The organism is Enterobacter cloacae complex sp. IR5412 (genome assembly GCF_049237385.1).
In the GTDB taxonomy this organism is placed as follows: Bacteria; Pseudomonadota; Gammaproteobacteria; order Enterobacterales; family Enterobacteriaceae; genus Enterobacter; species Enterobacter intestinihominis.
In genome coordinates this window covers 304,573-321,903 of the sequence record NZ_JBMKHQ010000003.1, presented here as the reverse complement: position 1 = coordinate 321,903, position 17,331 = coordinate 304,573, and the positions used below count along the sequence as shown (strand labels likewise).

General features: G+C 51.9%; 17 protein-coding genes. 7 read left to right on the top strand and 10 right to left on the bottom strand.

Translation table 11 applies throughout. The features are described from left to right. Both ACOTX2_RS07805 and ACOTX2_RS07800 read left to right on the top strand, forming a co-directional pair. On the top strand, positions 1–1,054 hold a 1,054-nt coding region (locus ACOTX2_RS07805; protein ID WP_421625899.1), incomplete at its 5' end, for a glycoside hydrolase family 28 protein. Positions 1,055–1,704: 650 nt separating this feature from the next. Next, a complete protein-coding gene (locus tag ACOTX2_RS07800) occupies positions 1,705–2,508 on the top strand; it encodes a DUF4225 domain-containing protein (RefSeq protein ID WP_063147321.1) in 804 nt (267 codons plus the stop codon). Here ACOTX2_RS07800 and ACOTX2_RS07795 read toward each other — a convergent pair. Then, positions 2,483–2,812 carry a hypothetical protein gene (locus tag ACOTX2_RS07795; protein WP_023306210.1) on the bottom strand — a complete coding sequence of 110 codons (330 nt, stop codon included), beginning with the start codon at positions 2,810–2,812 and terminating at the stop codon, positions 2,483–2,485. The genes ACOTX2_RS07800 and ACOTX2_RS07795 overlap by 26 nt on opposite strands. Before the next feature lie 132 nt (positions 2,813–2,944). Here ACOTX2_RS07795 and ACOTX2_RS07790 point away from each other — a divergent pair, with 132 nt between their 5' ends. Continuing rightward, the gene (locus tag ACOTX2_RS07790) at positions 2,945–3,514 is read left to right on the top strand and encodes a hypothetical protein (RefSeq protein ID WP_063147320.1); all 570 of its coding nucleotides are present in this window, start codon (positions 2,945–2,947) and stop codon (positions 3,512–3,514) included. 25 nt (positions 3,515–3,539) lie between these two features. Here ACOTX2_RS07790 and ACOTX2_RS07785 read toward each other — a convergent pair whose 3' ends face one another. From ACOTX2_RS07785 to ACOTX2_RS07775, 3 genes are all read right to left on the bottom strand, one after another. Continuing rightward, a complete protein-coding gene (locus ACOTX2_RS07785) occupies positions 3,540–4,025 on the bottom strand; it encodes a GNAT family N-acetyltransferase (protein ID WP_063139083.1) in 486 nt (161 codons plus the stop codon). Next, a complete protein-coding gene (locus tag ACOTX2_RS07780) occupies positions 4,013–4,279 on the bottom strand; it encodes a DUF1778 domain-containing protein (RefSeq protein ID WP_046621516.1) in 267 nt (88 codons plus the stop codon). Before ACOTX2_RS07780 ends, ACOTX2_RS07785 begins: the two co-directional genes overlap by 13 nt. A 63-nt stretch (positions 4,280–4,342) precedes the next feature. After that, a complete protein-coding gene (locus ACOTX2_RS07775) occupies positions 4,343–5,272 on the bottom strand; it encodes a LysR family transcriptional regulator (RefSeq protein ID WP_063147319.1) in 930 nt (309 codons plus the stop codon). 129 nt (positions 5,273–5,401) lie between these two features. Between ACOTX2_RS07775 and ACOTX2_RS07770 the strand changes: the two genes are divergently transcribed. Next, positions 5,402–6,790 carry an MFS transporter gene (locus tag ACOTX2_RS07770; protein ID WP_063147318.1) on the top strand — a complete coding sequence of 463 codons (1,389 nt, stop codon included), beginning with the start codon at positions 5,402–5,404 and terminating at the stop codon, positions 6,788–6,790. Here ACOTX2_RS07770 and ACOTX2_RS07765 read toward each other — a convergent pair. The 6 genes from ACOTX2_RS07765 to ACOTX2_RS07740 form a co-directional block, all read right to left on the bottom strand. Then, a complete protein-coding gene (locus tag ACOTX2_RS07765; RefSeq protein ID WP_023300131.1) occupies positions 6,769–7,326 on the bottom strand; it encodes an OmpH family outer membrane protein in 558 nt (185 codons plus the stop codon). The genes ACOTX2_RS07770 and ACOTX2_RS07765 overlap by 22 nt on opposite strands. Before the next feature lie 120 nt (positions 7,327–7,446). Further along, entirely contained in the window at positions 7,447–8,583 is a 1,137-nt protein-coding gene (locus tag ACOTX2_RS07760) for a type 1 fimbrial protein (protein ID WP_063147317.1), read from the bottom strand. A 23-nt stretch (positions 8,584–8,606) separates the two neighbouring features. Next, on the bottom strand, positions 8,607–9,185 hold the full coding sequence (locus tag ACOTX2_RS07755; RefSeq protein ID WP_022648146.1) for a fimbrial protein: 579 nt from the start codon (positions 9,183–9,185) through the stop codon (positions 8,607–8,609). Then, positions 9,185–11,767 (bottom strand): fimbria/pilus outer membrane usher protein, encoded by a 2,583-nt coding sequence (locus ACOTX2_RS07750; RefSeq protein ID WP_063147316.1) that lies wholly within the window; start codon positions 11,765–11,767, stop codon positions 9,185–9,187. Before ACOTX2_RS07750 ends, ACOTX2_RS07755 begins: the two co-directional genes overlap by 1 nt. A gap of 38 nt (positions 11,768–11,805) precedes the next feature. Beyond that, complete coding sequence (locus tag ACOTX2_RS07745) at positions 11,806–12,489, bottom strand: fimbria/pilus periplasmic chaperone (RefSeq protein WP_046621508.1); 684 nt, start codon at positions 12,487–12,489, stop codon at positions 11,806–11,808. A gap of 44 nt (positions 12,490–12,533) precedes the next feature. Beyond that, positions 12,534–13,061 (bottom strand): fimbrial protein, encoded by a 528-nt coding sequence (locus ACOTX2_RS07740; protein WP_022648149.1) that lies wholly within the window; start codon positions 13,059–13,061, stop codon positions 12,534–12,536. A gap of 367 nt (positions 13,062–13,428) precedes the next feature. Between ACOTX2_RS07740 and ACOTX2_RS07735 the strand changes: the two genes are divergently transcribed. From ACOTX2_RS07735 to ACOTX2_RS07725, 3 genes are read left to right on the top strand one after another with little or no spacing between them, the layout of a single operon-like run. Beyond that, the gene (locus tag ACOTX2_RS07735; protein ID WP_022648150.1) at positions 13,429–14,040 is read left to right on the top strand and encodes a fimbrial protein; all 612 of its coding nucleotides are present in this window, start codon (positions 13,429–13,431) and stop codon (positions 14,038–14,040) included. 59 nt (positions 14,041–14,099) lie between these two features. Next, the gene (locus tag ACOTX2_RS07730; RefSeq protein ID WP_063147315.1) at positions 14,100–14,768 is read left to right on the top strand and encodes a fimbrial biogenesis chaperone; all 669 of its coding nucleotides are present in this window, start codon (positions 14,100–14,102) and stop codon (positions 14,766–14,768) included. A gap of 44 nt (positions 14,769–14,812) precedes the next feature. Beyond that, positions 14,813–17,317 carry a fimbria/pilus outer membrane usher protein gene (locus ACOTX2_RS07725; RefSeq protein ID WP_226856286.1) on the top strand — a complete coding sequence of 835 codons (2,505 nt, stop codon included), beginning with the start codon at positions 14,813–14,815 and terminating at the stop codon, positions 17,315–17,317. Positions 17,318–17,331 lie beyond the last annotated feature (14 nt).

The following is a 17,331-nucleotide window of genomic DNA, read 5'->3' as shown; positions in this document are numbered from 1 at the left end:
GGCCGGCATTAATATGCGCTGGCCGGCAGGCATTATTAATATCATCGATTGTGAAAACGTCAGCATTACCGGTACAGGCACGATAGACGGGCAGGGTGCAATTTGGTGGCAACGCTACTGGGGCGATGACGAGCGCAGCGGCATGGTCGGCGATTACAGCGCAAGAGGATTGCGCTGGGTTGTTGATTATGACTGTCAGCGCCCGCGCAATATCCTGGTCTTTGAAAGCCAGAGTATTCTGCTGCGTGATTTTACCAGTCGGGAGTCCGGATTCTGGAACATGCACCTCTATTATTCGCGCCATATCGCGGTTGAGGGCGTGCAAATCAGCAATTCTGCGGGGCCGAGCACCGACGGGATTGACGTCGACTCCTGCGAACAGGTGCGGATTGAACGCTGCATTGTGTCCTGCAATGACGACAATATCTGCATCAAATCAGGACGAGGACGCGAAGCGGCGCAAAAAGCTCGTGCCGCGCGGGATATAGTGATTCGAGGATGTACGCTGAATAAGGGATCCGGGATCACACTGGGGAGTGAAACTTCAGGTGGCATTGAACGCGTCCTGATAGAAGATAACGCGTTTAACGGAACGGGTGTCGGGTTTCGCATTAAATCTGCTCGCAACCGGGGCGGATTTATCCGTGATATCACCGTACAAAATCTACGGCTTACGGACGTGCGTTTTCCGGTGCTGATCCAGCTGAACTGGTTTCCGCAGTATAGCTATGGCGACCAGAGCAATTTATCTGATAAACCAGAACACTGGCGCAAACTGGCTGAAGGTGTTGAGGGCGAAGCCGGTCTTACTGCGGTCAGCGGACTGACGATTAAAAATATGACGGCGCGTCGATCAGACAGCAAATGCTTTTCGCGGGCATTTTTCATCGAGGGATATCCGGAGCGTCCTGTGGTCGGGTTAACGCTGGAGGGGATTTTGATTGACGCGTCAGAGTTCGGGAAAATTTCTGGTGTGGATGGGCTGCGCTTTAAGGATGTACAGGTGACTGCCGTGGAGATCACGCAAGACCGTAACGACAGTTATGAACGTTGATGGCACAGAACAGAGGGACATGTTGCGCGGAATGAGCAGAACAAGGATGGGTCTGAACTGGCTGGATTTACTCGTATTCAATCTAAGTGCGCATAATGTATATTATGTTAAATACGGTGAGTTTATTCTTTAGTTCATGAGTTCCTCTCTTTCAGGAGCTTACCGATGAATCAGTCGGTTGCCTAAATTTAGTTGTGGACTTACGATGACTTCATAACGCAAAAATTACGGGGCATCCGCAAAGTTCATGGCATATTCCATCTAATATTTATCGAGGAACAATCAGAGAACTCATCTCATAGTTGATGATGTGACTACCCTACCGGTTATGTTCGCCACAATTTATGGAATGAATGAACTGAGCAAGAAACATCTGGGGATTCAAGAAAACATTCTGTGTTCGCTGCGTTTCTTTTACGTCTATTACTATAAGAAGCACATACGAACATTTGACTACGATTTCTATAGGTCTGGCTACAATATCTCCTGTTTTATCACGCAGCTTGATGGCTTCTTTACCTACCTGCTCGGGAAGCAGCACTTTGTTGATGGCAAGAAAACTGAAGACGTGAAGTCATGGCGCGCAACTGCAGTATTTGAGCCTGGCAGGCTAATGACTTCTCGTCCTGACGACACATAAGGAACATGTAATGGATATCGCGCTTTTTTCCGGACAAAGTCGGCGTCAGTGGGCTGATACGATGATCAATCTGGAAGCCCGGAAGCTTGTTAATACCGCAAATATGGTCGCGGCCATGCATCTCAGCGATTCACTGAACCGACTGAAATTCGTGGATGAAATAAGACAGGTTGTAATGCAACAGTTTGACGTGGCGAGGCGAGCAAGGAACGATGAAGAATGCATTACCTGCATGAAAAACCTTAGAGCTGAGAATGAGTACCTGCTTGAACAGTCGCGCATGCTGAAAACAGGCTATGCCCGGATCTACGCTGATATTCAGTATGTAACAGAGCAGAATAAAATAGTCGGGTATTTCATATCCGGAATTAAGGTCGTTCTTGCCGGCGTTCAGGCAGTGTTTGGCGGTGTTATGATCGCCACCATGACGCCTGCTGGTATGCTTGCCGGTGCCGTTCTGGTCGGTGATGCTCTTAATACGGTATCACGGGAGGCAGCCCGTCAGTTCCTGAATGAACCGGCTTCAGAGGGGATAATAGCGGACGGCGCTATGTCCATAGCGGAATTTATGGGGTTCAGTCGCGATGTTGGCCTGGGGATCTTTAACGCAACCACGCTTGCAGCCAGCGTTTATGGGGTGTTTGGTATGACTGGTAAAGCTGATGCCTGGCGTCTTTTCCGTTATCTTCCCGGAGACTATTACCGCAAGGTGGAAACCATGTCTCCGGGCAAACTGACGATGAAGGTTATGGGATGGGGGGTGAGCGCGAAGGTGGTACTGGAACTCCTTACCCGTGATGACCGGAGTCGCTGATCTGTGTTCTCATCAGCTTCCATGATTTATAGCCAAGTCTGACCGGCATCACCAGAAGCAGAACAATTAGCAAAAAGACGACGGCAACCACACAGGAGATAACATGGCTGGCGCTGCCAAAGATCGCGGTGAACAAGGTGATGATGGCCATCCCGCCGGTGATCCAGGCTACCGACAGGAAATAACCGGCCAGATCCTTCAGAACCTTTTCCTGCGATTCCCCCGTCGCCTGGTGACGTTTGATTCGCTCGATATCCTTACTGGTGAATCCTGCCGCTATGAGTTCCTGGTTTTTCACTGTCATTCACGTCTCCTTTAACCTGAAAAAATAATACACTATTTATAAGATCGGTTCCTTGCTGCTTTTGTTTTAAACTTTCCGGATTGTTGTACTGGGGGGCAGTTTGGATATAGAAAATAAACGCTGAGTATTCAAATGGTTAAAGTTTTAACCCGTCGCCTGCAATATTGTAATGAGGTGTCCGCCAGCATAAAAAATGCCGCCCCGAAACAGTTGCAGCAGCTGAAGACGCAGTTGGCTGATGATATGGTTAAGCCCGTGGGGCTTCATACCATGGGTATTCCGGCAGCGGTTAGTACGCTCGGGGTGATTGTCAGTTTCGCCATTCCGCAACTGTGGCTGGGGTATGGCGTACTCACCGCGCTCGGCCAGCCAGCAGAGCGCGTTTTCGTGTGGGTTGTGCTTATCGCCCTACTCTTTGCCGGCATCAACGGAGTGACGATGTTTATGATTGGCAAAGGTAGCATGCGCGCCGTGCGGTTACATCTTACGCTGGCGGTGCTAAGCCTGGTATTAACGGCAGCCTATCTGCTGGCTGCGCTGAGCGGTACTTCTTCTCCGGGCGTCAGCCTGACCGCGGCACTGGTAAGTATTGTCATGCTTGGGCTTAGCGGCAGCTGTATCCTCTCTACCGCTTTCTATAAGATGCTGCTATTTACTTTGCATAACAGAGTCTGGCGCAAGCTTATCAGCCAGACGGGCTGAACATCCATTCCATAAAATCCCGCCGCTACTGCGGAAGCCTGAGAAACAGTGTCCGTTCCTGAGTCTGCGATGCTTTAAAACCATGGTGGATATAAAACGCTTTGGCGTCCTCAGTGAGTGCATGAACCATGATCGCCCGCACCCCAATATTCTCTGCTACCCGATAACAGCGTAAAACCGCATCCTGGAGTAAATCGGCTCCCAACCCATTTCCGCGTATTGAGACATCGACAGCCAGACGGGCGAGAATAATCACGGGAATGGGATCCGGCATGTTACGCCGCAAATTACCTGTCGCTTCCGTATGGTTAACGCTGCCGGTAGCCAGAGAGTAAAATCCCGCGACCTGCTTTGTGCCCGTTTTACAAACGACAAACGTTCGGGCTGCGCCAAGCGCCTGGTTTTTCAGACCTCTTTGTTTTAACCATTCGTCAAGTACGGCCTCTCCACTGACGAACTCCGCCAGTTGATGGACGCTGGATAAGGGCTCTGGGGGGGTTACACGTCCCACTGAGGTTTCCTTGCCAGCAGTTTTTCTATGGCAGGATCGTCGGCGACCGGGGCATCGAGCATATCAATGAACTCTGCATACTGTTCATTGTTAAAATTGAATACACGCCGATCGAGGATCACATTTTCGGCTGCCTGACAGGCCATCTCCAGAATGAAGTCAGTACGTGATTTATGGAGGATCTCTGCGGCGGCATCGATAAGCGCCCGCTGGGATTCTTTGGCTCTAAGATTGAGTTGAACATCTGATTTCATGGGTATACCTCTTGTATAGCAATTGCTTTACAAGCATAGCACAAGCGGCGCGTATAGCAATCGCTATACAGGCCCCTTAATCATGTCTGACCTCTTCACTCTGCATATCGCGAGAATTTGCTCTCTCAGCCAGCGGTGCGCGGGATCGCGTTCCATTCTTGGGTGCCACATCTGTGATACCGTAATTTGACGGCTTTTGAACGGCAGCTCGAAAACGTGTACCTGGTCCGTTACCTGCTGATTGAGTAAATAGAGCGCGGGTATCATGGCGATAAGATCCGATGCCACCGCCACGGACAGCGCCGTCGGAAATCCCGGTACGACGCTCGCGATTTTACGTTTTGTTCCGAGTTCGGCCAGCGCATCGTCAACGGATCCGTGCAGTGCACCCTCGGGTGACGCTACAACATGGCCCCAGGCGACATAATCCTTCACCCCTATTTCTGCCTGCTTAGCCAGCGGATGCCCCTTACGCACGACGCCCACAAACCGATCCTCAAACAGTCGTTGCAGCCGTATTTCAGGCCCCATATTACTCTGGACGCCAATCTCCAGATCAACCAGCCCTTCTCGAAGATAGCGCGACGTTTTTTCCGGCTTAGGCGCAAAGCGTATACAGACGTCCGGCGCGGCGTCGGCCACAGCCGCTATAAGCGCAGGCCCAAACGCCACCACAAAACCATCGTTTGCCCTGATGGTAAAAAGTCGCGCCAGGCTTCGCGCGCTGAACGTTTCAGTTGAGGGCTGTAATACCGCCCTGGCCTCGTGCACTGCACGCCTGGCATGGTCCCGGGTCGCTTCGGCCCACGGGGTCAGTACCATGTTACGTCCGGCGCGCACCAGAATCGGATCGCCAGTGACGTCGCGTAACCTGCTTAATGTCCGGCTCATTGCCGAGGTGCTGAGGTTCAGACGACGTGCCGCGCCTGCCACGCTCGCTTCGCTCAGCAATATGTCGAGTGCTATCAGCAAATTAAAATCGGGTTCGGACATCTCCTTCCTCCCTGTAGATTCAGATAAGGCGTTTCATGCAACGATAAAGTGCAAATGGTGCGCCTTCCGCCCTGCAAAAGCCATCTTTATAGTTTTGTCATCCACACACTCTTCTCTAAGGACAACAAGATGATGCTTTTTTCCAGCCAACCCGGGGACGATGGACTGCCTGGCCCGACGCGCGCACGGGTGATGGCCGCGATAATGACCACCACGTTAATGGGCGTTTTTGATGGCACCATGATCAATATTGCCCTGCCCTCCATGGCTCAGGAGATGCAGGTGCCAGCCAGTTATGCCGTCTGGTTCGCCAACGGGTATCTGCTGGCGGCTGCAATGACGCTGGCGATATTCGCGGCGCTTGCGGCCCGCCTGGGTTATCGCCCCGTATTTCTGGCAGGCCTGACGACCTTTACCCTGACATCGCTGGGTTGCGCGCTGGCGAAAACGCCCGAAGTGCTTATCGGTATGCGTGTGCTTCAGGGGATCGGCGGCGCAGCGACGCTGAGTATTGCTCCCGCGATACTTCGGTCCGTATTTCCCGGACGATTGCTTGGCCGCATTCTGGGTTTGCACGCCCTGCTCATCGCCTCCAGCTCCGCTATCGGCCCGGTATTGGGCGGTACGATCCTTCACACCCTGAGCTGGCAATGGCTTTTTGCGATAAACGTTCTTCCCGGCACCCTCGCCTTGCTGCTGGCGGTCAAAGCGCTGCCGCGGGATGCGGTTCGAAAGCAAGCGCCCTTTGACACCCTGGGCGCCATATTGTCGGCGCTGCTGTTGGGTTCGACGATCGTGGCGGCGAACAGCCTCCATGATGCTACTTATCACACAGGTAGTCTTTGCTGGACGGTTCTCGCTGCGCTGAGCGGCATGGCTTTTATCTGGCAGATCCGCCGCACGGATAACCCCTTACTGCCGCCAGCCATATTCAAAAATGAACGTTTTACCCTCGCGGCCTTAACGTCGATGATTGCTTTTGTCAGCCAGGGTATCACCTTTATTGCGCTGCCCTTCCTGTTTCAGAGCGAATACGGCTACAGTCCGGTGATTTCTGCCCTGCTATTTACGCCGTGGCCGCTCGGGATCGTGCTGATTGCGCCGCATGCAGGCCGGTGGGCGGACACGATTTCAGCCCCGGTGATTTCAACCCTGGGGCTGATGATTTTTGTCGTCGGTTTGATTCTGCTGGCAACGTTACCCGCCAGCCCTTCGATGTGGGATATCTGCCTGCGAAGCCTGGTTTGCGGGATGGGATTTGGCTGCTTTCAGAGTCCCAATAACCGGGAAATGCTCTCAAACGTTAGTCGTGACTATGCGAGCTATGCATCCGGTGTGTTATCCATTATGCGCACGTTCGGGCAGTGTCTGGGGGCCGCCGCTGTGGGCGTACTGCTGGCGACAAATGAGAGAGCAATTCATGCTGCACTGTGGATCGCTGCGGCGGCTTCTGCGGTAGCGGTCATCGTCAGCGCGAGCCGACTGCGTAAAATCACTCATCCTGCGGAAACAGGTTGAGCGAGCAAAAGCTCCCGGGTCGCATCTTCAAAATTAGGGCGCGGCCCGTACACCACTTTTACATGCTGTAATTCATTAATGATTTCATTACTGATGTCGTGACCATAATCCACTGTAGAGGCGCTATCTTTATTGAAAACGACCGAATAGTGATGATCTATTCTGTATTTTTCAACGGTATCAGATATGACTCGCTGGCTTATATGCCGCAGGCGACCCTGCTCTGCCCGCAGTTGCGTGTTTTTACTCATATCATCGATCGCTTTCATTTCACGGCGCAAGGGTTCTGGCAGAGCGTAATATTTTTTCTCAACTTCAAGCGCGGATTTTTTAGCTAATGCGAGAAGTATTTCGTTCTGCTTTTTTTCCTGTGCCAGTAACGGTGATTCACGCAGGATCCGCTTGTAAGAAATACATGCAACCCCTTTTTGTCCGGCGTGAGGCTTAAGGTGACCGTTAAAAGAATATAATCCTACAAGACACACAAAAATTAACAGAATGAATGAAAAGCGTGGCTCAGACCGTTTAGTAATCATTGTCAGTTCCACCGAATAAATAGGGTCGCAGAGGAAATGTACACGACAGAAACACATAACGGTAGCGCAGAGGTGTACAAAAATAAACCGCAGCGCTACCCCCTGTCATGATCAAAGGTATCAATTATATTTAAGGGTGATTGTCCCAGTGGCATTTGCTTGCCCTGGCGTGACAACGTCACTGGTTTTGTAATACCACGCTTTAAAACGTAAGGTTTCAGACTCTCCGGCCCCGCCTGTATTTGCCGGATCGCTATAGGTGGTTGCGGAGCCGATATCAGCAAGCGCGGTACCATCGGCAGCCAGCCCACTGCCTTGTGATGCGGCTTTTACACGACTGGAATTAAAAGCTTGTACCTCCTGACCAATGGCCCAGTAGGTAAAACTGCGTAGCGCCGGTTGATAGGCTGATATCACGACCCCCACACCGGTCGCCGTCGTACCCGATTCAGACTGGTCTAAAGCAATCACTGAACCATCATCGTTGTCGCCCTCGGCAAGCGGCCCGTTGATGGTCAAGGTCACGTTGGTGCCTGGCTGACAGCTCAGACCAACATCCTGTTCGGGTCCTTCCACCATCTTAAGATTATCAAACGCAGAGGTATCCACATCGCCCATATTAAACAGCAGGGAAGAAACGGATGCTGAGCATCCCATCGCATAGACTTCTATCTGTGTATTTGACAAATAGACTTCTGACGCATTATCACCGTTATCCGAACTGCTTTGCCCTTCACGAAATTCCACCGTCGCCAGTTTGCCGCTCTCGAGGGCCAGATTACCGCCCGGGATTGTACCCCCCGTCGCAATCAACTGCACACGATAGGCCGAGCCCGCCAGCGTATGGCTGCTCTCGCCATCGCCGGACTGCCATGAGTTATCAACCGCACGTTCATAATCATACGGACCGGCCTGGTTAAGCGTGTAGGTCTTAATGCCGATACCCGGTATCGTGGTCGGGTAGATATTATCTCCCACCGGCGACGCCGACGCTAAATGAGTCGGGTTATAATGAAATCCTACGTAATAATCCCTGCTACAGTTTTTAATCGTGACATCCCCATCCGTCCCGCTGATATATCCAGAATCGTATAACACTTCGCCAAAGGTATAATTTTTCGCACTGACCAACAGTTTCGAGGGTAATGGGATCGTCGTAACGGTAACATCATCGCCGTTATCCCGGTTACAGGCTGCATGACTTAATAGTGGGACTGGCCCCAGCAATAACACCAGATAATATAAATATTTTGACATGAAATTAGTCTGCTCACTTAAGCTCAGTTATAAACAACATTCAATGTAATCGCACTGCTGAATGCACCCGGTGTTGGGGTCCCATGTGGGGTATACATTCGGGCAGTAAAAGTCATCGCGCCGGTTTGGTTTTCGAGCGCAACCGGGTAGCTCACGCCGTTGGCCAGCGCGACACCGCTGATGGGATGTTCGTGATCACGGATAAACAACTGAAGGCCGACATCGGTCGCGCCGCCTGCATCTGCCGCCACCTGATTGGCGTAAATGACAGAAGCATAAGCCGGATCTTCAGCGTAAGGTGCGCCTGTAAAGGTAACCGTTGCCTGGCTTAACCCTGCGGTGCAGCTGTCAAACGCGATGGTCACTGGCACATTTCCTGTGTTCCCCCCCGCTACGGCAAAGTCTTTCCAGTAATATTTCCCGAGGTCGACTGCCTCCGGTTTGGTGACGTTACATGAGCCATCAATAATGTTTCCGGTGACATGGAACTCAATATCATTGCGATCGGTGTACGCCATTGCCGGCGACACGCTCAGCATGAATACCATTCCCGGGCCGATGAGCGATTTAAGGCCGGAACGGAGAATAATGAAGCGTGACATTAATTTGCTCCCGATACGGGATGGCAAACCCCGTTGATGAATAAAATATCGGCCTCTGTTTTAGCGCCGGCAAGTGTGTAATCAACGGCGCACTGCTTGTTCGCCGTCTCCCCCCACTTAACAATTAACCGCCCTTTCCCGGCGAGCCCGACGAGATACACTTCCCCGCCGTCGCCAACAATACTGCTGCGCGTGTCATCCGACTCGCCGCTGGTTTGTGTTACTACTGCGCCAAACGGCACCGGTTTACTGTTGTAGGTCAGCGTCATCATCGCCTTTTGTCCAATCCAGGTGTTGTACTTCACGCGTACTACCGCCCCTTTGGTCGGCACCACGGTTTTGGCGATGTTATCAATGGCCGCAGAAGTATCGCTGGCATCCACTGTGTTGAGTGAGATCGAATTGCTGTGATACGGACGAACGTACGGCACAATGGCGTTACCGAAATAATCGGTATGAACGTTCGTCTGCCCGTTGATCGGCATACCGGAAACACCCGGTGTTTCAACCAGCGCTACGCTATCGTTCAGCTGACGCGCCAGAGTGATACCGTCGCGATGCAGCACCATGCCCCCGCGCAGGCTGTAATTCAGTCGTCGGCTGTAATCGTCGTAGCTATAGCCTGCGGACATATCGGCAAAAGTACCTTGATAACCCACAGTGACATTGCCGTTAGTAGCTTCAGAATCGGCGTTATAGCCTTCTGAAACCTGCCAGTTCAGCTGGTTTTCCTGCATCGCGGTACCGGAAATTCCGATGTTGTGCGTGGTATCGCCGTTTTTACTACTGTTCATCGAATAGTTAGCCGAAACAGACCGGGCCGCTTCACTGTGGCTGAAGGCGCTGAACGGTACGCTCAGGTTAAGCGAGAAGACGTTATCGTCGTCGTAGTTATCGGAATCGTTATTGTAACCGCCATTGACGTTTTTAGAGTGGGCATAGTTCAGCGAGTACGACACCGGTCCAAGCGTGCTGCTGAAGCCCAGGTTCATGGAGTCCGCATGTTCACTGTTCCAGTAAGAGGCGTCGTACATGCTCAGTGACAGGGTGCCGAAAGGCAACGTCTGTGAGATTGTCACATCAAAACGGTTTCGCTCCCGGCCATTATCAATAGTGCTATTGCCCGGATCCCAGTCATTGAGGAAGTCCTGAAACGAAAGATAACCCCGGGTTGAAAATTTATAACCGGCGACGGCAATATCGGTGTTGGTCTGCTGAAGCGTCTTACTGTAGCGCACGCGATACGACTGGCCGCTATGGTGTTCCTGTTGTCGCATGTTGTCCGGCTGCGGGATATCCGCCCACGACTGGGAAATATCAAATGAGAGCGCTCCGGCGCTGCCCATATTAAAACCGGTTCCGGCAATCAGGTTGGAATAATTGTCTTCCGCCTGAACATAGCCGCCGTAAAGCGTGATCCCTTTTCCGACGCCCCAGGCCGCTGATCCCTGAATAAAGTTAAAATCCTCTGCACGTGAACCCGACCCGTCCTGACGGGTTTTGCCCGCCACCAGGCCATACTGCACCTGACCTTCACGTTGCAATACCGGCAGCGTGGCGTAAGGCACAATAAAGCTACTTTGCGTACCGTCGGACTCTTTGATCACCACCTGCAGATCGCCGGAGCTGCCGGTCGGATACATATCGCTGAATTCAAACGGTCCCGGCGGCACGGTAGCCTTATAAATGCTGTGACCGTTCTGGTATACCGTCACTTCGGCATTGCTGCGGGCTATACCGCGTATTACCGGGGCGAAGCCTTGCATGCTGTCCGGCTTCATATCGTTATCCGAGTACATCTGCACCCCGGTGAAACCGACGCTATCAAAAATGCCGCCGCGCGTGGTTCCTTGTCCCAGCACCAGCTGGCTTTTAAGAGATTTAATATCCCGTGAGGCGTAGGTATACACGGAATCCCAGTCATTTTCGGATTCGGAATGGGTATAGGTGGAATAGTTGCGAAAGCGCCAGGCGCCTACGTTCAGCCCCGGTTGCAGGCTAAGAAACTGATTACTGCTGTCGGTGCCGTTGCGCTGATGCAGATCCTGTTGACCCGAGACGCTGTAATTAAGTAAACCCGCCGTGATCCCTTCATCCCAGCGCTCCGGTGAAACATAACCCCTTGCGGTGTTAAATAAAGCAACCTGCGGCAGGATCAGGTCGAAACGCTGCTGCGCCAGATCGATTTTTTCGTCCGCGCCGGGGATGGCATACAGATCCACACATTCGCTGGCTTTTTCCTGTTCGCCAAAATAGTTATCGACACGAACGTTCCAGGCTTTCAGCAGAGTGACGTTTAAGCATGCCCCTGTGCGGTCTGACGTAGGGGCACTTTTCAACCGTCGAAAAGAGAGGGTTTTACTGTCTACCAGATTGCCGTTGATAAAAATGTCGACGTTATAGTCCCCGGGCGGCACCTCATCTTTGGCAAACAGACTGAGATCCATTGCTGGCACTTCTGCGCTGTCTGTTTCCAAAAGATGAGGGTTGAAATGTTCCTGCGCACGTGCGCTGAAAGAACTAAAGACAACACTGAGCCCGAGCCCTAAAGAAAGGACGTAGGTTTGTTTCACTTTTTCCATTGTAACCCTGTATCCGTGCGGGAGACTTACGGTGTCGATTAATATGAGGTGACTTTGTCCGGGCCTTTCACGCCATAATCATTAATAAGCGACCAGGTTACTTTGCCGTGAGGTGACATAACACCTTCAGAAATACTCAACGTGGAGAATGGCGCGACAAAATACTGTCCGCTTAACGCATGGTGATTAATTTCAATTCGTGAGAAGTTCATATAAAAAGGTGTCGGGTTATTGACCTGTAAACCCTTCGCGGTCAGGTTCCACTTAAGCTTTTCCGCACTGGATTCTGGTGTCTGCCCCTGTAATGCTGCCGGACGGTAGATCAGCTTAATCTTTGAGTTGATGGCAATTTGCATCGTATTTTTACCTTCACTACCGTCGGTAGCGGGGATCCCTTTCACGTTCAGCCATAACAGCGATTCACGATCTTCCGGAACAGGTAAACCTGAACGCACAATACGAATTGACGCTTTTTTCCCGGCTTCCAGACGGAATAGCGGTGGCGTAATAATCATATTTTCTTTTTTTAACGGGCTGCCTTTAGCCGGGCTAATCCACGACTGTACCAGGTTAGTAACCTTGTCAGAGTTTTCAACGGACAAAGAGGCGGCCTGGCGGGAGCCGTCAAAAATAACCCGCGTACTCCCGGTAACAATACTGGCGGACGCGTTCAGGCTGGCGGCGCTGGCCACGCAAAAAATAACAGCGGCGATGGGTTTCATAATGCACTCACAAACTAAAAAGGAGGGTTTCCCCTCCTGCGGAATCAGTTATAACGGACGTTATAGGTAATAACAGCGTTAACATCGCCGGCAACGGCCTGCCCGGTGGCAATCATCTGCGCGGTATAGGTTTGACTCGCTGTGCCATCGGTGAAAGTAATAGGATCGTTATCTGCATTATTTTTGACGATGGTACCATTTGAGCCGCCCTGCTTGAGCTGAACGGCCACGTTGGTTGCCGCACCCAGCGTAGCAGTGTTTGCAAAATAGGATGGATCGGCTGCAACAGCATCAACAGGGCCTGAGAAGACAATATTTGCAGTCGTGCTGGTTGGGCAGTTATTCAGGTCGAACACAAACTGTTTTGGCGCGCCAAGGTCGCCTTTTGTAGCGAGGTCGGTTGCCGCCGTTGAGCCCAGATCAACGGTCGCATTTGCCGTGCCGCCATCAACGGCAATATCACAACCCTGATCGAGCACCGTTCCATTAAATGTGATAGTGTTAGAAGCCGTCGCCGCGCTCGCGCCACAGAAAGTCAGAATAAGCGTCGCACCAATTTTAGTCAGTTTCATTCGTTGATATCCCAATAGAAATAATAAATATCTTCATTTTTATTCCTGCCAGGACGAGACAATAACAAAGCAGCACCGCTGAGCTCACAATGAATAATGCACCGTCTGTGACAAGGCTAATATAAACGCTCAGGCAGGAATTAGATTCGTAACATCAATAAACGACATCAGCAAACCCGAAGTAAGGTTACAAGAAAGTTACGGAGTTTCGTAAAATAAAGTAATTTAATTTTAGACAACCTTTTGTTATGGCCTGGATTGGCATTTTGTTAGCATTCGCGCTGTTTTTTCTGAGCAATAACGCCACCGGCAGTGTTGCTAGCAGCATATCCAGACTGACATATTTGAGCGAATGAGAACAATAGGCATGATCAACAAAAAAAACATGATCGCATTAACCCTTTGTGGCCTGATGATGGCAAGTGGCAGTGCGCTGGCGGGCCTTCCTTCTGGTGACAGCGACAATAATATTAATACCAACCCAGAGAACGATGCGGGGACTCAGGGCACGGGCGGCGTAGTCCATTTTACCGGTAAGATTACCGATGCATCCTGTAATATCACCACCGACTCAGCAGGGCAAACCGTTGAATTAGGCACCTGGGCTGCAAGCTACTTTGCCACCCAAAAAGAGACCACGCGCACGCCTTTCCAGATCTCAGTTGAAGGTTGCCCGGATTCCGTTAAAACCGTTGCCGTGTTGTTTGATGGTAACAAAGATGCGAATGATAATACCCTGCTGGGTTTAAATTCTTCCGTGGACAGCGATGGCAATACGGCGACTGGCGTTGCCGTTAAACTCTATGAAAGCGATCGTAACACGCAGATTAAAATTGGTGATATTTCTCAGAGTATCGACCTTGCCGAAGGGGAAGATTCAAAAACACTCAATTTCTACGCCAATTATAATGCCACCACCGATGTCGTCAGCACCGGAGAAGCCGACGCAGATGCCAATTTCCTGATGGTTTATAACTGATCGACTGATGATAAGCAGAGCTTGCTCTGCTTATCTTTTTCCTCTACGGGGATCTGAAAATGAAGAAACTCACCGCGGCCCTGTTCTTTTATTCGTTCGGCATGAGTCTGTCAGCACACGCGGGGGTCGTGATGGGCGGTACGCGTGTTGTTTACCTTGAGGGGCAAAGAGAAGTGGCATTTTCCATTACCAATATGGAAAAAGAAACCCCTTATCTTATTCAGTCGTGGATTGAAAATATTGACAGTAAAAATAAAACCGCTCCGCCCTTTATCGTGACGCCTACGTTATTTCGTTTAGATGCGGAACAGAAAAACTCGCTGCGCATCAATTATCTTGGAACGCCATTACCCACTGACCGGGAATCTGTTTTTTGGCTTAACATCAAAAATATTGCCCCGAGCAAAAAAGCAAACAGCAACAAATTGCAGATTAACGTGAAGTCAAAATTCAAGTTATTTTTCCGTCCCGCAGGGTTGAAAGGCAATGCCGAACTTGCCTACAAAAAATTAAAATTTACCTGTCGTAATAATACGCTTAGCGCACACAACCCCTCGCCCTGGTTTGTATCGTTTTACAAGGTCAGCGTTGGGAACACCGACGTTGAAATGCCGGGAATGATTGACCCCTTCTCCGATCGTCAATGGCACATTCCCTGCTCGGGGACCATTCGCTGGCAGGCGATCAACGATTACGGCGGGCTGACGAGAGTCGCCACGCAATCCTGACGCTGTGACAATACGCCTTTGGCGAATGTAGCCAACGACCGCACATGCATTCTCTCGGCCCACGCAATTTACCCCGCATTTATACGCTCGCGATGCTTGCGGGTGCGGTCACGTCTGGCATTCATGTGCGCCGGGCACAGGCCGATGAGTACTTCGATCCTCAGGCGCTGGAGATCACCGCAGATCAGCAGCAGGCTAGCGACTTAAGCTATTTTTCCCGACAAGGCGGTCAGCAGCCGGGACGTTATCGTGTCGCGGTTGTTGTTAACCAGACGCAGCGGGATGAGCGCGAAATTGCATTCGTTGATACCGGGGGAACGCTCTCACCGGTCCTCAACCTGGCGTACCTCAAGAGACTTGGGGTAAACATCGCGGCCTTCTCTTCGTTCGATGCGCTGCATGACGAGGAGACATTTACGGACATCGGCAAATATATTCCCGATGCGTCGACGCATTTTGACTTCACCCATCATCAACTGGTTTTCAGCATTCCGCAGGCAGCCATGTTGCAAAAAAGTGCCGATTATATTCCTCCCGAACAGTGGGACGACGGCATCCCCGCTGCTTTTGTCGATTACAATCTTACGGGCTCGACAACCAACATCGACAATATTCATGACAACAGCAGCTATCTGAGCCTGCGATCCGGTATCAACCTGGGGGCGTGGCGTTTACGCAATTACGCCACGTTTGAATATGGTAATACCCATCACTGGCAGTCCCAGGGAACATCACTCCAGCGGGCCATTACGCCGCTGAAGAGCGCGTTAACAATAGGGAATGCCTACACGTCTGGCGAGGTTTTTGACAGTTTTCAGTTTACGGGGCTTCAGCTTGCCTCGGATGAGAATATGCTGCCGGACAGCCAGCGCGGTTTCGCGCCCACGATCCGCGGGGTCGCTCACAGCAATGCCCGCGTCAGCGTTCGCCAGCACGGTTACACCATCTATGAAACCTATGTTGCGCCTGGCGCATTTGTCATTAGCGATCTCTTCCCCACTTCGCAAAGCGGCGATCTTGAGATCACGGTCCATGAAAGTGACGGCAGCGAACGCACGTTCACCCAACCCTACTCCTCGGTGGCCTTTATGCTACGGGAGAAACGACTGAAATTCAGCGCCAGCGCCGGACGGTATAACAGCCCTGACGCCGAGGGCGAAACCCCGCCGTTTGTTCAGGCCTCCGCCTTTTACGGATTGTCTTCAAGCCTGACGCTGTACGGCGGAGCGGAGCTTTCCGGCCACTATCAGGCTCTCGCGCTGGGATTAGGTAAAGATTTTGGCCGGTTTGGGGCACTGGGTGTGGACACCGTTGCGGCGAAAGCACACCTCAGTGATGACAGGCTGGCCCTCGGGCAGCAAATACGCGCTCAGTACCAAAAAAATCTCGCTGAGACGAACACGTCGCTCACCCTTTCGACCAGCCATTACACGACGCATGACTTTTACAGTTTCAGTGAAGCAAATGATGACAGCGACCCAGACCAGCACGTGCATAACCGGCGTAACCGCACGCAGTTCAGTTTGACGCAGGATCTCGGTGCGCTGGGCAATATCAGCGCATCCTTTTACCGTCAGGATTACTGGAACGCCTCGGCGGTCGATCAAACCGTCCATCTTGGCTATTACGCAAACTACAAAGGGGTGTCGTTGAGTGTTGGGTATTATCTCACCCGCTCAAGCGCTGATGATAGCGACAACGAACGGGCGATAAACCTTAGCATCAGCGTCCCACTCAGCCGCTGGTTACCCGGCGCAACAACCAGCTACAGCCTCAACAATAACCTTGATGGCCATACTACCCGGCAGGTTTCGCTGTATGGTACGGCGCTGGCCCACGATCGCCTGAACTATAACCTCCAGCAGGGCTTCGACAACCAGGCCAATACCGCGAACAGCAACCTTGCGCTGGCTTATCACGGCGGTTATGGCAGCGCCAGTCTCGGGTACAGCCACGATCGCTATAGCAACCGCGTGAACTACGGCACAGCAGGCGGCATTGTGGCAACACAGTATGGGGTGACGTTGAGCCAAAGCCTTGGGGATACCCTGGCGCTGATCCGCGCTGACGAGGCGTCGGACGTTCAGGTTGAAGGGGCGACCAACGTTCACACCGACTCCCGAGGTTATGCCGTGATGCCAACCTTATCGGCGTATCACAAAAACACCATTTCGCTGGATACCGAAACGCTGGCAGAAAATGTCGATCTGGACCAGAACAGCAGAACGATTGTGCCGACCAGCGGCGCGGTCGTCCTGGCGAATTACCATACCCACGTGGGCATCAGAACGCTCATCACCCTTACGGCACACGGGCGCCCGCTTCCATTCGGCGCCAGCGCGTATGTCTCGAACGGGACGTCTGCGAAATCAAGCGTCGGCATCGTTGGCGAAGCAGGACAGATCTATCTCAGCGGCGTGCCGCTACGCGGGACCTTGCATGCCAGCTGGCGGCAGAACGGCCAGGATATGCGCTGTAGCGCCCCATTACGCCTTACGGATACCGCTGGCCGCACTCCGGTCACGCTTCTGAAGCTTCAGTGCCAATAACTTACTGAGATATC

Excerpts from the sequence above, each read along its gene's own strand:
- ACOTX2_RS07765 (WP_023300131.1), bottom strand. The coding sequence starts at position 7,326 with ATGATTACTAAACGGTCTGAGCCACGCTTTTCATTCATTCTGTTAATT.
- ACOTX2_RS07725 (WP_226856286.1), top strand. The coding sequence starts at position 14,813 with ATGCATTCTCTCGGCCCACGCAATTTACCCCGCATTTATACGCTCGCG.
- ACOTX2_RS07760 (WP_063147317.1), bottom strand. The coding sequence starts at position 8,583 with ATGTCAAAATATTTATATTATCTGGTGTTATTGCTGGGGCCAGTCCCA.
- ACOTX2_RS07790 (WP_063147320.1), top strand. The coding sequence starts at position 2,945 with ATGGTTAAAGTTTTAACCCGTCGCCTGCAATATTGTAATGAGGTGTCC.
- ACOTX2_RS07800 (WP_063147321.1), top strand. The coding sequence starts at position 1,705 with ATGGATATCGCGCTTTTTTCCGGACAAAGTCGGCGTCAGTGGGCTGAT.
- ACOTX2_RS07740 (WP_022648149.1), bottom strand. The coding sequence starts at position 13,061 with ATGAAACTGACTAAAATTGGTGCGACGCTTATTCTGACTTTCTGTGGC.
- ACOTX2_RS07730 (WP_063147315.1), top strand. The coding sequence starts at position 14,100 with ATGAAGAAACTCACCGCGGCCCTGTTCTTTTATTCGTTCGGCATGAGT.
- ACOTX2_RS07735 (WP_022648150.1), top strand. The coding sequence starts at position 13,429 with ATGATCAACAAAAAAAACATGATCGCATTAACCCTTTGTGGCCTGATG.
- ACOTX2_RS07780 (WP_046621516.1), bottom strand. The coding sequence starts at position 4,279 with ATGAAATCAGATGTTCAACTCAATCTTAGAGCCAAAGAATCCCAGCGG.
- ACOTX2_RS07750 (WP_063147316.1), bottom strand. The coding sequence starts at position 11,767 with ATGGAAAAAGTGAAACAAACCTACGTCCTTTCTTTAGGGCTCGGGCTC.
- ACOTX2_RS07775 (WP_063147319.1), bottom strand. The coding sequence starts at position 5,272 with ATGTCCGAACCCGATTTTAATTTGCTGATAGCACTCGACATATTGCTG.
- ACOTX2_RS07745 (WP_046621508.1), bottom strand. The coding sequence starts at position 12,489 with ATGAAACCCATCGCCGCTGTTATTTTTTGCGTGGCCAGCGCCGCCAGC.
- ACOTX2_RS07755 (WP_022648146.1), bottom strand. The coding sequence starts at position 9,185 with ATGTCACGCTTCATTATTCTCCGTTCCGGCCTTAAATCGCTCATCGGC.
- ACOTX2_RS07770 (WP_063147318.1), top strand. The coding sequence starts at position 5,402 with ATGATGCTTTTTTCCAGCCAACCCGGGGACGATGGACTGCCTGGCCCG.
- ACOTX2_RS07795 (WP_023306210.1), bottom strand. The coding sequence starts at position 2,812 with ATGACAGTGAAAAACCAGGAACTCATAGCGGCAGGATTCACCAGTAAG.